General features: G+C 60.0%; 12 protein-coding genes and 1 pseudogene. 4 read left to right on the plus strand and 9 right to left on the minus strand.

Annotated features, from left to right (window positions below; translation table 11 throughout):
- From D1222_RS15990 to rfbB, 4 genes and pseudogenes are all read right to left on the minus strand, one after another.
- Nucleotides 1-104 (minus strand): annotated as a pseudogene (locus D1222_RS15990) (GDP-L-fucose synthase); the annotation flags it as partial.
- On the minus strand, nucleotides 104-1,174 hold the full coding sequence (gene gmd / locus D1222_RS12780) for a GDP-mannose 4,6-dehydratase (protein WP_119453664.1): 1,071 nt from the start codon (nucleotides 1,172-1,174) through the stop codon (nucleotides 104-106). The gene gmd and the pseudogene D1222_RS15990, both read right to left, overlap by 1 nt.
- Before the next feature lie 107 nt (nucleotides 1,175-1,281).
- Complete coding sequence (locus D1222_RS12785; RefSeq protein ID WP_182481981.1) at nucleotides 1,282-2,436, minus strand: sulfotransferase family 2 domain-containing protein; 1,155 nt, start codon at nucleotides 2,434-2,436, stop codon at nucleotides 1,282-1,284.
- Nucleotides 2,437-2,569: 133 nt separating this feature from the next.
- Nucleotides 2,570-3,586, minus strand: coding sequence for a dTDP-glucose 4,6-dehydratase (rfbB, locus tag D1222_RS12790; protein ID WP_119454661.1), 1,017 nt, complete (start codon nucleotides 3,584-3,586; stop codon nucleotides 2,570-2,572).
- A gap of 145 nt (nucleotides 3,587-3,731) precedes the next feature.
- On the opposite strand from rfbB, the gene rfbA reads away from it, so the two are divergent.
- The gene (rfbA, locus tag D1222_RS12795; RefSeq protein WP_119454662.1) at nucleotides 3,732-4,604 is read left to right on the plus strand and encodes a glucose-1-phosphate thymidylyltransferase RfbA; all 873 of its coding nucleotides are present in this window, start codon (nucleotides 3,732-3,734) and stop codon (nucleotides 4,602-4,604) included.
- A 3-nt stretch (nucleotides 4,605-4,607) separates the two neighbouring features.
- On the opposite strand, the gene rfbD is transcribed toward rfbA, so the two are convergent.
- A complete protein-coding gene (gene rfbD / locus D1222_RS12800; RefSeq protein WP_119454663.1) occupies nucleotides 4,608-5,477 on the minus strand; it encodes a dTDP-4-dehydrorhamnose reductase in 870 nt (289 codons plus the stop codon).
- Nucleotides 5,477-6,049 carry a dTDP-4-dehydrorhamnose 3,5-epimerase gene (gene rfbC / locus D1222_RS12805; RefSeq protein ID WP_119454664.1) on the minus strand — a complete coding sequence of 191 codons (573 nt, stop codon included), beginning with the start codon at nucleotides 6,047-6,049 and terminating at the stop codon, nucleotides 5,477-5,479. The genes rfbD and rfbC overlap by 1 nt, the downstream gene beginning before the upstream one ends.
- A gap of 105 nt (nucleotides 6,050-6,154) precedes the next feature.
- Between rfbC and D1222_RS12810 the strand changes: the two genes are divergently transcribed.
- Nucleotides 6,155-7,183 (plus strand): mannose-1-phosphate guanylyltransferase, encoded by a 1,029-nt coding sequence (locus tag D1222_RS12810; RefSeq protein ID WP_119454665.1) that lies wholly within the window; start codon nucleotides 6,155-6,157, stop codon nucleotides 7,181-7,183.
- A 78-nt stretch (nucleotides 7,184-7,261) separates the two neighbouring features.
- Here D1222_RS12810 and D1222_RS12815 read toward each other — a convergent pair whose 3' ends face one another.
- From D1222_RS12815 to D1222_RS12825, 3 genes are all read right to left on the minus strand, one after another.
- A complete protein-coding gene (locus tag D1222_RS12815; RefSeq protein WP_119454666.1) occupies nucleotides 7,262-8,308 on the minus strand; it encodes an FKBP-type peptidyl-prolyl cis-trans isomerase in 1,047 nt (348 codons plus the stop codon).
- A gap of 45 nt (nucleotides 8,309-8,353) precedes the next feature.
- A complete protein-coding gene (locus D1222_RS12820; RefSeq protein WP_119454667.1) occupies nucleotides 8,354-9,217 on the minus strand; it encodes an FKBP-type peptidyl-prolyl cis-trans isomerase in 864 nt (287 codons plus the stop codon).
- 242 nt (nucleotides 9,218-9,459) lie between these two features.
- Nucleotides 9,460-10,674 (minus strand): threonine ammonia-lyase, encoded by a 1,215-nt coding sequence (locus tag D1222_RS12825; protein WP_119454668.1) that lies wholly within the window; start codon nucleotides 10,672-10,674, stop codon nucleotides 9,460-9,462.
- Between the two features lie 139 nt (nucleotides 10,675-10,813).
- Here D1222_RS12825 and kdsA point away from each other — a divergent pair, with 139 nt between their 5' ends.
- Nucleotides 10,814-11,674, plus strand: a complete 861-nt coding sequence (kdsA, locus tag D1222_RS12830) for a 3-deoxy-8-phosphooctulonate synthase (RefSeq protein WP_119454669.1) — start codon at nucleotides 10,814-10,816, stop codon at nucleotides 11,672-11,674.
- 112 nt (nucleotides 11,675-11,786) lie between these two features.
- Entirely contained in the window at nucleotides 11,787-14,165 is a 2,379-nt protein-coding gene (locus tag D1222_RS12835; protein ID WP_119454670.1) for an EAL domain-containing protein, read from the plus strand.
- Nucleotides 14,166-14,172: the final 7 nt, after the last annotated feature.

Below are 14,172 nucleotides of genomic sequence, written 5' to 3' on the forward strand. Positions count from 1 at the left end.
ATCACCTCGCAGTTTTCCTGCTCCAGACGGCGCACGGTTGCGGCGCCGACCATCCCGCGATGGCCGGCAACCCACACCCGTTTTCCAGCGAGGTCATACATGATCAGGCGTCCTTCCAGACCGGGTCGCGCTGCATGACTTTGAGGTCCGACTGGACCATCTCACGAGCGAGATCGCGCGGTGAGGTCTCGTGGCTCCAGCCGAGCTGCTTCTTCGCCTTGGCCGGATCGCCGAGCAGGAGCTCAACCTCGGTCGGGCGGAAGTAGCGTGGATCGACCTCGACGAGGCATTTGCCGGTCTCCGAGCAGTAGCCTTTCTCGTCGACGCCCTTGCCCTTCCATTCGAGCTTGATGCCGACATCTTCGAAGGCCCACTCGACGAACTGGCGCACATGGGTCGTCTCACCGGTGGCGAGAACATAGTCGTCCGCCTTGTCCTGCTGCAGCATGAGCCACATGCCGCGGACATATTCACGGGCATGGCCCCAGTCGCGCTGGGCGTCGAGGTTGCCGAGATAGAGCTTTTCCTGACGGCCAAGCTTGATGGCGGCAGCCGCGCGCGTGATCTTGCGGGTCACGAAGGTCTCGCCGCGCAGCGGGCTCTCGTGGTTGAAGAGGATGCCGTTGGAGGCGTGCATGCCATAGGCTTCGCGGTAGTTCACCACGATCCAGTAAGCGTAGAGCTTGGCGGCAGCGTAAGGGCTGCGCGGATAGAAGGGGGTGGTTTCCTTCTGTGGCACTTCCTGAACGAGGCCATAAAGCTCCGAGGTAGACGCTTGGTAGAAGCGGGTCTTGTCTTCCATGCCGAGGATACGGATCGCCTCGAGCAGGCGAAGCGCGCCCACGGCGTCGGCGTTCGCGGTGTACTCAGGCGTCTCGAAGGAGACCTGGACGTGGCTCTGTGCGGCGAGGTTGTAGATCTCGTCTGGCTGGGACTCCTGGACGATCCGGATGAGGTTCGTCGAATCGGTCATGTCGCCATAGTGGAGGATCAGGCGCGGGTCATCGACATGCGGGTCCTGATAGAGATGCTCGATACGTCCGGTGTTGAACGAGGAAGACCGGCGTTTCACGCCATGGACCGTATAGCCCTTCTCCAGCAGGAGTTCGACCAGATACGCCCCATCCTGTCCCGTCACGCCAGTGACCAGCGCTGTCTTGTTTTTCGATGTCATTGAGTCAGTCCCGTAACTAAACTTTTGGGCACAGAATGTGCGCCGCCCCAAAGTCCATTAGCGAAGGGCTCGCGCAGGCTCAACTGCTTCACCCACAAAGTGCATGTTTATTGAGGTTTGGCGCTCTTTTGCCACGCCAGAAGAGGCCTGATCGGGCCCGGGAAGGGCGACTTCCAGTCACCAGCGGCTGATGGCTGGTCCGAAGATGGAGGAACTATCTCTGCCGTGACCAGCGACTCGCTAATATCCCAGCGCTGGACCGGATCGGGATCGCAGAGCGATGCCTCCAGCTCGTACTGGCTGATGTTCAGAAGATGCGGTGGAATGACCGCCGAGACAGTGTGCGTGCCTTCCGCAAATCTGTCAGACCCGTCTCCAGGGGTGTAGCCGACCGTGAAGACGGTTTGCTCATTCCAGCACACTCTGAAGGCGGGCTGGACGCGTTGAGACGCATCGTGGACTGTAAAGGTGAGGTGCAAGTGCAGGGGTTTGTCACAAGCGAAGGGACCGCTGAAATTGCTGGCTCCGTCGGACACGTAGAATTCATCAATGAAGGCAACGGCGGTTTCCTTCTTGCCGATGGAAGTCGGCGGGTTCGCAGTCTTGGCGGCGATGTCGCGGAATTGATCAGCACCTTTCCAGACAAGTGGCGCTTCGCCGGATATAGATCTGCGCACACGGTCAAAGATCTTCCTGTCGAGCGCGAACTTCTTTTCCAGCATTTCAAGTTCAGCGTCCGACAAAGTCGTGACCTGCTCGTCGCGAATCCCAACACGTTCTTTCGGAACCGCTAGCGGCGGCTTGCCGACGCGTTCGGCCAGCAGCGCAATGCTGCTTTCAATATCCTCCGTGAGGCCGACAAAGAAGAAGTTCGACAGGCGCTCCTCAATCTCCTCCTCGTGTTTGATATTCAGCGTCTTTGACAGGCTGAATTCGAATGCGCGTTGAGAAAATTCCGCGAGACTCAGCGTCAGATTGCTGTGACGCATTTGATGATAATAGTAGGAGATGAAGTGACTGACTGGGTCTCTGACGAAGGTGAAGACCTTGACGTCCGGATTGCCTACGACCCTGGAATCTCTGGAAAGCAGCGAGGCATTGGTGCCAGCCAGCCTGCCGCCATAGTGACCGGTCATGCATACGGTTCCAGGACGGGATTTGACCGGCCTGGCTAACTCTCTTTCCAGCACGAACCATTTGTTCAGAACGCGCTTTACGCTCGTTCCCGCAGTTTTGGGGATATGATAGAAAATATACGCCAAACTGACCTGCACTCCCTACATTTCTAGGACAACCCGTGATTGACGGTGCCCGAGGGGTGTTAGCTATTCAGGTGTATTGAGTGAACAAGCTTTGCGCAGTCATACGCTGTGTGTGCGATACTGACAGGCCACTCTAGCGGGCCTGCAGCGGCTTCCACCACCACTCATTCTCGATGAACCAGTCGATGGTTCGGGCTAGCCCTTCCTCAAATGTGACCGAGGATTTCCAAGCGAGCTCGTTCTCAATCTTGCTGGCATCAATGGCGTAGCGAAGATCGTGGCCGGGGCGGTCGGTTACAAATTCGATAAGGTCGCGGCGCGGCTTTTCTGCGGGGCGGCGCGCATCGATGAGGTCGCAGATTGCCTCGACGACCTGAAGGTTCGTGCGTTCTGAATTGCTGCCGATATTATAGGTCTCGCCCGGCGCGCCCTTCAGTGCCACGGTGGCGAGCGCATTGGCGTGATCTTCCACGAAGAGCCAGTCGCGGACGTTCTCGCCCTTGCCGTAGACGGGCAGCGGCTTCATCGCGAGCGCGTTCAGGACGACAAGCGGGATCAGCTTTTCAGGAAAGTGGTAGGGCCCGTAATTGTTCGAGCAGTTCGTCACGATGACCGGCAGGCCATAGGTGCGGCCCCAGGCGCGGGCGAGGTGATCGGATGAGGCTTTCGAAGCCGCATAGGGCGAGGACGGCTCGTAGCGGGAGTCTTCGGTAAAGATGCCCGAATCGAGCGGCAGGTCGCCATAGACTTCATCGGTCGACACATGGACGAAGCGGAAGCTGTCTGACTTGTCCAGGTCTTCGTCCCAATAGCGACGCGCCGCTTGCAGCATGGTGCTGGTGCCGACAATATTGGTCTGGATGAACTCACCCGGCCCTGTGATCGAGCGGTCGACATGGCTTTCGGCGGCAAGGTGAAGGACCGCATCAATCCTGTTCTCGACCAGCAAACGGTAGACGAGCGCCTCGTCGCAGATGTCGCCCTGAACGAAGCGGTAGTTTTCGAGGTCCTCGATTGTCTTCAGCGAGCTGAGATTCGCGGCATAGGTGAGCTTGTCCAGATTGGTCACATCGTGACCGAGGTCGCCAGCCAGATGCCGGCAGACAGCTGAACCAATAAAGCCAGCGCCGCCCGTTACGAGAAAGTTCATGTCGCGTCCGTGTGCAGTCTATCCTCATCGCGCAGGGCTGGCGCCCGGTGGCCAGCTTGACGATGCTCAACGCCCGATGTCATAGAACGCCCCTCAAGTCGAGGCCAGTGCGGCCACAGATGATTGGTAGAGCAGGGGAATTGGTATGAAGGGCATCGTTCTGGCCGGGGGCACCGGGTCTCGCCTGTTCCCGATGACGATGGCAGCCTCTAAACAGCTGCTGCCTGTGTTCGACAAACCAATGGTCTTCTACCCAATCAGCGTCCTCATGCTGGCTGGGATCAAGGACATCATCATCATCACGACACCGCATGACCAGCCCGCCTTCGAGCGGCTGCTGGGTGATGGAAGCCGCTTTGGCGTCAACTTTACCTTCCGCGTCCAGCCAGAACCGAAAGGCATCGCACAGGCCTTCACGATCGCCGAAGACATCATTGATGGTGAGCCGTGCGCCCTCGTTCTGGGTGATAACATCTTCTATGGTGGCGGCCTTGGCGGCCTTCTGCTCAAGGCGGCGGCGATTTCCGATGGCGCGACGGTCTTCTCCTATCCGGTCAGTGATCCGGAACGCTATGGCGTTGTCGAATTTGGCGCTGACGGCCGCGCTGTGTCCATTGAAGAGAAGCCGGAGCAGCCAAAGTCGAACCATGCGGTCACCGGCCTTTATTTCTATGACGCCAGCGTGTGCGAGCGGGCCAAGGCCCTGAAGCCATCGAAGCGCGGCGAGCTCGAGATCACCGACCTCAACCGGACCTATATGGAAGAGGGCAAACTGTCCGTTCAGCCGCTGGGACGCGGCTTTGCCTGGCTCGATACGGGCACGCCTGACAGTCTGCTGGATGCGAGCCAATTTGTGGCGGCCATCGAGAAGCGGCAGGGCATGAAGGTTTGCTGTCCTGAAGAGATCGCCTTGCACCGCGGCTTCATCACGCGGGCTGAGCTGGAGAAGAATGCGGACTTCTACGGCAAGTCTGAATATGCCGCCTATCTGCGCAAGCTGCTTACCCAGAAGGGCTAGGCACTAGGCTGTTCCGAGAAAATTTCGCACGACGCTGGCGCTCATCGGTTGCCATTCGGGCATGGGGCCGAGCAGGCCGTCGGCAAGAGTGACGTCCAGCACCAGACCTCTCGCCCGTTCTGCCGGGGTCGGAAAGGTGCTGCCGGGTACGGGCGTCATCTCAGGCGCTGGGCCGCCGTATTCATCAGACACGTCGAATATCTCGCGGGCCCATCCGTAGCGGCTGACAGGATCGGGCGGGCCAAGGTGGAGGAGTGGCGGCACATTCTCGTTCGCGACCATCAGATCGCTCAGCTTCAGGAGGTGGGCGGCCAGCGCATCAACATGGGTCGGACGGCCATATTCATCATCGACGAGCCGAAGATGATCGCGTTGCGCGGCGACGGCGAGGATCTTGGTGATGAAGTTTTCGCCTTCGCCAGAGAAGAGCCAGCTGACGCGCGCGATAGAGTGGCGTCCGCCTGCTGCGCGGACCGCGAGTTCCCCATCGAGCTTGCTTTGTCCGTAGACAGAGTTGGGCGCAGGCTTTGCCTGTTCGGTCACGGGCTGACCGGGATCGCCTTCGCTGAACACCATGTCCGTCGAGATGTGGATGAGGGGGATGTCTTCTTCGGCGCAGACCTCAGCGATGAGGCCAGCACCTGTCGCATTGATCTCGTGGGCGCGATCAGCCTCAGCCTCTGCACCGTCGACATTGGTATAGGCCGCCGCATTGATGACGAGCACGGGACGCGCTTCTCGAATGGCCTGTGCGATCGAGACCTGGTTCGTTATGTCGAGCAATTCTCGGCCCGGCGCACTGCAGCCGAGGCGGCCAAGCGCCCGGCCCAGCCGCCCTGAGCCGCCCGTGACGAGGATGGCGTTCGCGTCCATCAGTCTGCTTGCGTGAATGGGGATTTCAGCGCGCCGAGGTCTGGCCAGTCATGGTCGCGCTTCGAGAGGGTGACGTGTTCTCTGATCGGCCAGTCGATGGCTGAGCGTTCTCCGTTCCAGAGGAGGCCGCCCTCGGTCTCCGGTGCGTAGTGATCGGTAACCTTGTAGTAGACGAGCGTATCAGGATCGAGCGTCTGGTAGCCATGGGCGAAACCAGCCGGGATGTAGAAGACTTGCGGCTGGTCACTGTTCAACACCAGGCACACCGATTGGCCGTAGGTGGGCGAGCCAGTGCGGATGTCGACGATCGCGTCGAAGATCCTGCCGCGAACGACCTGGATTAGCTTGGCCTGCGCATGGGGAGGGGCCTGAAAATGCAGCCCGCGCGTCGTGCCGATCTCGGCGGAGAAGGCATAATTGTCCTGAACCCAGTTTTCCTGCGGCAGGCCCGCTTCTTTCCAGTCGCGGGCATTCCATGTTTCGCAGAACCAGCCGCGCTCATCGCCTGCGCGTTTCAGGCTAAGCAGCGCTGGCCCGGATATGGAAAAAGTCTCGACAGACGTGATTGGCATGGCGCTTGATTGCCTTCACCGCAGCGAAGGTCAAGCCATCGCTGGTTGCAATCTGGGGTGTGTCACGCCTAAAGGCTTGGGATGCTTGTGGAGGGAAAAGCGTAGATGACGATCTCTATCAAACCGGTGGTGTTGTGCGGGGGGAATGGGACGCGGCTGTGGCCGCTGTCGACGCCGCAACATCCAAAGCAGTTTCTCAACCTGCTCGGTGCCTCATCAATGCTGGAAGTCACGCTGGCGCGGGTTCAGGGGAACCCTGTCGACGGCCTGTCCTTCAGCCAGCCCATGGTGATCGGGGCAGAGCGTCATGGGCAGCTGATGGGCGGTCTTGCTGGCAACGCCGACATCCTGATGGAGCCTGTCGGGAAGAACTCAGCTGCGCCCGTGGCAGCAGCGGCACTTTCAGCAGATGCCGATGATCTCGTCCTCATCCTGCCCGCCGATCATGACATTGCAGATCTCGGCGCATTTCATCGCGCAATCCTTGCCGGTGCGAAAGCCGCTATGGCGGGCAGTGTCGTGACCTTCGGGATTATCGCGGAAACGCCTGCGACCGGCTATGGCTATATCGAAGCAGCCAGTAAGTCCGGCGAGGTTATCGATGTGGTTCGCTTCGTTGAGAAGCCGGACCTTGAGACGGCTAAATCCTATATTGCTTCCGGAAATTTCTTCTGGAATGCCGGTATCTTCCTGTTCCGTGCAGGTGACATGATCGAAGCGTTCAAGGCGCACGCGCCGGACATTCTCGAGGCGGTCAGCGCCGCCATGCCGAAATCGAGGCAGGGCACGGCCGCAAGCTTTGATACGGCCGCCTTCGAGGCCTGCCGCTCTCAGTCGATCGACTATGCCATCATCGAGCATCATGACGATCTGAAAGTCGTGCCCGTCGATATGGGGTGGAGCGATATTGGCGACTTCCAGGCGCTGTGGGAGCGCTCGGAGAAGGATGAGAATGGCAATGTTCTTATCGGCAATGTCAGGGCCATCGACTGCAAGAACTGCTATATCCGCGCGGCGGATACCTCGATTTCGGTGGCTGGCCGCGAGAATACGGTGATTGTTGCAGCGGGCGGCGAGATGCTTGTCTGCGATATGCACACAGTCCAGTCGGTCAAGGAACTGGCGAAGGCCTGAGGTTTAGGCGCCGGCTGTTGGAATGACAAAAGGCGGACCCGTAGGGCCCGCCTTTTTCAATTCTGGTTCTGGAAGATATCAGCGCGTCGGCTGAGAGACTTCCGGATTGATCTCGATCAGATTGACCACATAGACCAGCGACGCGTCTGGCGGCACGAGGTCATCAAGGCCAGCATCGCCATAGGCGAGCGGCGGCGGGAGGTGACCGATCAGGACGTCGCCTTCCTTCATCAGGCTGAGAAGCTGTGCAAAGCCCGGGATGAGGTCGCCTGCGCGAACGACGAGCGGCGTTTGACGGCCCCAGGTCGAGGCGACGAGGGCGCCGTTTTCTGCAAGGCGGGCTTCATAGTCGATGGCGACGAGGTCGTCAGCGCGCGGGTTCGGCCCGTCGCTTTCGCCATCCTCGATCTGGAAATAGGTGAGGCCCGATGGCTGGCGCTGAATGCCTTCGCGCGAGCGGTCCCAAGGCAGGAAGTCTTCCCAGACGGCCGCCGACACGCCTGATGGCGGTGGGAGGCTTGCGACTTCCTCGGCGTTCAGGAAGCCGTCGAGGCGGATCTTGAAGACGAGGTCGGAATTTGGCGGGATGGCCGCGCTTGGTGACGCGCCGCCATAGGCAAGTTCTGCCGGGATGTAGGTCATCCACTCATCGCCGGGCGTCATGCGCTTCAGGATTTCGGTCCAGCCTGCAATGACCTGGTCGATCACGAAGATTGCCGCTTCACCGCGATCATAGGAGCTGTCGAACTTGGCGCCGGTCTCTTCGAGATAGCCTTCATAGGCGACGATGACCGTTGCGCCATCGAGAGGGGGCTCACGATCTTCGGGGCCCTGTGCGATCTCGATCCAGCGAAGGCCTTCTTCAGTGGTCTGCAGGCCTGCGCAATTGGTCGGGAAGGGCGGCTGGAAGGTGCCGGAGCCGCGACCAAAATCAGGGCAGGGCGCGCTGGCCTTGGCGGCGCGCTTTGCGGCAAGAGCCGCTTCGCTGTCAGCCGCTGCGGCCATAGGTGTATCAGTCTGGGACGCCGGGGCGGCGGTCTCACAGGCGGTCAGTACAAAGGCTGCGGCCGCGAGTCCGGTGAGAACTCTGGCAAACTGCCCATGCTTGCGTTGCGGTTGAGCCATTGTGACGCCCCCCTCCAAGTCTATCCGCAGTCTGCCTAGCAAGATTTATTCCGTTGGCAGAACATCAATCAGGTTGACCTCAAAGTTGAGGTCGGAATTTGATGGGATCGCGCCGGGATAGCCGCGCTCACCATAGGCGAGGTCCGAAGGCACATGGATCAGCCAGCGATCGCCCGGCTTCATCAGGGATAGCGCTTCCTGCCAGCCGGGAATGACGCCATTCGCCTGGAACATGATGGGCTGGCCGCGCTGATAGGCGCTGTCGAACACTTCGCCGCTTTCAGCAAACCGGCCTTCGTAAAGGACGACGACCGTATCATTCGGCTCCGGACTGACGCCATTCTCGGCGCCGCTTTCGAGAACAACGTATTCGAGGCCGGAACCGGTCGACTGCACCGCTTCGTTAGATGAGTCCCACGGTGTGTAGGTGCTCCAGGCTTCTTCATCGGCGGGGGTCGGCGCGAAGACCTGCTCCAGCGAAACGCGGAAGATGAGGTCGTCGCCCGGCTTTATGATGCTGTTTGGACGCGGCGTCTGGCCATAGGCGAGCTCGGCCGGGATGTAGAAGACGTATTCGTCGCCTTCCGACATCAGCTGCAGACCCTGCGTCCAGCCGGGGATGACCTGACCCACGCCAAAAATGGCAGGGCGGCCTTCATCAAAATTACCGTCGAAGGTCGTGCCGTCAGTCAGGCGGCCCTCATAGAACACCTGAACGGTCGAGCTGATGGTCGGCGAAGCGCCGTCTTCAGGCCCCTCACGGACGACCACATATTGAAGCCCGGACTCGGTTTCCTGAACGTTTTCTGCCTCTGGGTCCCATGGGAAGAACTCATCAAAGCTCTGCTCCTGTGCATTGCAGGCGGTCAGAAGGACCGCGCAAACGAGGCCAGAGAGAGGTTTCAACATATGGGCAGTCTCCGTCAGAGGCTTTTATCTGTTTGAGTTGAGGAACTTAGGCAAGCTTTGCCTGCCTGTCACCTGCGGCTTGATGGAGCGTTCGCCTGGACCGGTTTCGCTTTCAGCGAAATCGGTCGTCGGTTTGTTTGCGCTCACGCCAGCCCGCTGACGCGGGCGGCTCCGCGGGGGCGGCGCATTCGCGCCGGGCTCGCCTTGCTCGCCTCCGCGTTTCCGCCGGAGTCGGAAACGCTTTAGCTGGAACGGGGCGGATAACCTGCCCGGTCAAGCGCGTCGATAATGTCCTGCGTGTGCTGGGCATCGCGCGTTTCCATCAGGATATCGAACTCTGCGCCCTTGGCTGGCACATCGAGCGCGATCCGATTGTGCGAGACTTCCATGATGTTCGCGCCATTGTCGCCGATGATCTTGGAGACAAGCGCCAGAAGGCCCGGGCGGTCATCCCCGATGATGCGGATACGCGCGAGGCGCTTTTCACGCACAAGCGCCCGCGTCAGCACGGAGGCGAGGAGCCGCGTATCGATATTACCGCCGCAGAGAATGAGGCCGACCTTGCGGCCAGCGAACTTTTCAGGGTGGGCCAGCAGCGCGGCGAGGCCTGCGGCGCCCGCGCCTTCGGCGATCGTCTTCTCGACATCGGCAAACAGGGTGATGGCACGTTCGATATGCGCTTCCTCAACGAGGAGGATTTCATCCACCAGCGCTTCGACGACCTCTTTTGTGAGGTTGCCGGGCGTCTTGACCGAGATGCCTTCAGCAATGGACGCGCCGCCTGTCTTGGCTTCGCGGCCCTGAATGGCAGCCAGCATGCTGGGGTACATGGACGCCTGGACGCCGACGATCCTGGTGTCTGGTGTCAGCGCCTTGGAGACGGTCGCCATGCCGGAGATCAGGCCGCCGCCGCCGATCGGCACGACGAGCACATCAAAGTCCGGACCATCTTCAAGCATTTCAAGTGCAGCTGTGCCCTGGCCCGCCATGATAAGCGGATCATCGAAGGGATGAATCCAGGTCAGCCCTTCGCGTTCACGGACCGTTTCGGCAAAGGCTTTTGCTTCGTCGAAAGTCTGGCCCTCGAGCAGGACGCGGGCGCCAAAGTCGCGGGTATGCTGGACCTTGTTGAAGGGGGTGGTCGTCGGCATCGCAATGGTGACGGGGATGCCAAGGCGGCGGCCATGATAAGCGACGCCCTGTGCATGGTTGCCAGCAGATGCGGCGATCACGCCGGCCTGCTTTTCCTCTTCGCTGAGACGGGCGAGCTTGTTGAGCGCGCCGCGCTCCTTGAAGGCGGCGGTGAATTGCTGGTTCTCAAACTTCACCCAGACTTCCGCGCCCGTAATCGCGCTGAGCGTTTTCGACAGACGCATGGGGGTGCGCTCAATCTGTCCTTCAAGGACGCGGGCGGCGTCGCGTACATCGTCGAGGCTGATCGGAAGTTTCTTGCTCATGGCGTAATGTCCAGTGTCAAACGCGGCGCACCCTATTGAGGGGACTTTGGCCGCGCAAGCTGCCAGAGCCGCTGTGTGTACTTGCCTGTAAATTCCCGTTTGTTTAAGCGCGAGCGCAGACAGAGTGAGGAGCGCCAGAATGAAAACGCTTTCCCTTCCGGGTCATGACATAACCATTGGAGAGGGCCACCCTCTTACCGTCATGGCTGGCATGAATGTTCTCGAGAGCCGGGATCTGGCGATGCGGATCTGCGAGCATCTGAAGACCGTCTGTGAGCGGCTGGAGCTTCCCTACGTCTTCAAGGCGAGCTTCGACAAGGCGAACCGCTCTTCCATCAAGTCCTATCGTGGGCCGGGCCTCGATGAAGGCCTGCGCATCCTGTCCGACGTGAAAGAGGCTTTCGGCGTCCCGGTTGTCACTGATTACCATACGCCAGAGCAGGCCGCCCCCGTGGCAGAGGTCGCTGAGATTATCCAGATCCCGGCTTTCCTCTGCCGTCAGACCGACCTCGTCGTTGCTGGCGCAGAAGCGGTGATGGCAAGCGGCGGCTGGCTGCACGTGAAGAAGGCGCAATTCCTGGCGCCATGGGACTGCAAGAACATCATTACCAAGATCGGCGAAGTGACGGGTGAGGCCCGCAATCCAACCATTCTGTGTGAGCGCGGATCTAGCTTTGGCTACAATAACCTTGTCGTCGACATGCTGGGCATTCCGGCGATGAAGGCGCTGGGTGTGCCAGTCACGATTGATGCGACCCATGCTGTTCAACTGCCGGGGGCTGATCCACGTACATCTGGCGGGTCAACCGGTGGACGCCGCGAAGGCGTCGCGATCATTGCGCAGTCTGCCATTGCAGCGGGTGCGGACGGTGTCTTCCTCGAGTTTCACGAAGACCCTGACAAGGCGCTCTGCGACGGGCCCAGCTGTCTGGATCTGGCCGAGGCCGAAACTCTCCTGTCGAAACTGAAGGCGATCCATTCCATCGCTGCGGGTTCGTAGACTAACTCGTCCCTGACGGAACGAATACAATATTCTTGATAATATAGAGAATATGCACGAACGGTTAGGACTCACCGACTAAGGCTGCCTGCAATTATATTCGGGTGACCTCATGTACCGTGTCCTTTCCTGCCTTCAGGATGACCATGCATTCTTCTATGTCGTGATGGCCGTGCTTGTCTGCACGATGGCGGCTGTCTGCGCGCTGATAGTGTTTCATCGCGGCATGGAGAGCGAAAAACAATCGACGCGGCGCCTGTGGGCCGCGGCGTCAGGTGTTGTGACCGGGCTGGGCGTGTGGGGAACACACTTCGTTGCGATGCTTGGATACCGCCCCGGTTTCGAGGTCGCCTTTGACGGTGTGGTGACAATCGTCTCTGCGCTTGTGGCCGTGTCGGGTTTTGTCGCGACATCGCAGCTTCTCATTACTTCCCTGGACCCGATCCGCCGCGCTCTGAGCGGTTTCATGGCGACGGCCACACTGGCAATCATGCACTTCTACGGTCAGAGCTCTCTCAAGGCGTCGGCGCTATTTGAATATGATGCCGGGTACGTCGCCGCTGCTGTGGCGCTTTGTGGCCTGTTTTTCTCCATCGCTTACTCATACGGGATCAGCGAACACAAGAAATGGCGCAATGTGCTCGGCGTCGTGTCTACGCTACTCGCCGTCGCGTCGGTGCATTTCGTCGGAATGGCAGGCATGACCGTGTATCCGATACGCGGCCTGCAGGAAGTCTCCTGGTCTCTTGCGCCTGGCGAACTGGCGCTGGCGATCGTTTTTGGCGTCGTCGCCATTCTCGTCTTCGCCATGATGGCGGCAGGCTTCGACAGGACGATTGCTGGCCTGCGAAACCGGGAGTCGCGCCGGATTTCCATGCTCGCAAATTCTGCGTCTGAAGGCATCGTGATCGCTGATGCGAAGGGCCAGATTGTCGAAGTGAACCGCGCTGCCGAGGATATGCTGGGCGCTGACCGCAGCTTCCTGGTTGGCGCCGAGGTGCTCCCGATCCTGAGTATGACTGGCCTCGCCTCGAACGCTGAAAGCTATCGCGAGACTGAGATCGTCAGCACTGATGGTGTGTCTATTCCTGTCGAAGTTCGAACGAGGAAGCTGGATAGCGGCACAGACGCCAATGCAGCAGGTGCGACGATCTACTCGATCCGCGACCTGCGTGAACGCCTGCGCCGGGAAGCGGAGATCCGCGAACTGGCCTTCAATGACCAGCTGAGCGGTCTTGCCAACCGTGAATCCTTCCAGCGCGAACTGCTTGCCAGCCTGGCGCGCGGCGGCGGCGAACATACCGCTGTCATCCTGTTCGATCTGGATGAATTCAAAGATGTGAATGACCAGTTCGGCCATGGGGCCGGCGACACTGTGATTGTCGAAACGGCGAAAAGGCTGAAAGCCCTCGCGCCGAAAGGCGGTCTTGCAGCTCGTCTTGGCGGGGATGAATTTGCCTTGCTGACGGGGCCGACCCTGCCAGCGGACCGAATTTTTGAGTTCGCGAGCGAATGCGTGCGCGCGCTTTCCCTGCCTATTCAGCATGATGAGATTGCCATCCGGTGCGGCGCGAGTGCCGGCGCAACCCGTATCACCGAGCAGACTGATGACGCTGGCGAATTGCTCAAGACGGCTGACCGCGCGCTTTACGCCGCCAAATCAGACGGCCGCGGCCGTGCCCGGCTTTACGATAGCGAGCTGCACGAGCGCTTCGAAGCGCGCCGCGATGTCGAAATCGCGCTCTCTCGCGCCGTCGAGAATGACGAGTTTGTCCTTCACTACCAGCCCAAGGTCTGCGCGCAGACGCGGAAGGTACTGTCGTACGAAGCATTGATCCGCTGGGAACGCCCGGGCCACGGCCTCGTCATGCCGAATGATTTTATCGAGATCGCCGAACAGAGCATGATCGTGACCGAGATCGGTCGCTGGTGCATCCGCGAAGCGTGTGAAGCAGCTTCGCGCTGGGAGTCGCATGTCGGCGTGTCGGTGAACCTGTCAGCGCGCCAGTTCCTCGATCCGAAACTCTATGGGGATGTGCGTGAGGCGCTGCGCCGGACCGGTCTTACGCCGAACCGGCTCGAGCTTGAAATCACCGAGACGGCAATCATCCACAATGTGCAGGTTGCGGCAAACCTGCTGGAGAAATTCAAGAAGCTTGGCGTCCAGATCGCACTCGATGATTTCGGGACGGGTTACTCATCCATGCGGTTCGTGCAGCAATTGCCGTTCGACCGTATCAAGATCGATAAGTCATTCGTGCTGGCCATGGAAACTGACCCGAAATCCTTCGCCATTGTCGATGCGATCCTGCGACTGGGCCATAGCCTGTCCATCCCGGTCGTCGCCGAAGGTGTCGAGACAGAAGCGCAAGCGCTGCGTCTGCTGGAAGCAAACTGTCATGAGTTTCAGGGCTTCCTCATCAGCCGTCCGCTGCCGATGCCGGCCTCCCTCAAGGAAATCATCGAAGACAAGACGCGCGGCGCAGCCTGATCGTTCG

Source organism: Henriciella algicola (assembly GCF_003576245.1).
GTDB classification, from domain to species: Bacteria; Pseudomonadota; Alphaproteobacteria; order Caulobacterales; family Hyphomonadaceae; genus Henriciella; species Henriciella algicola.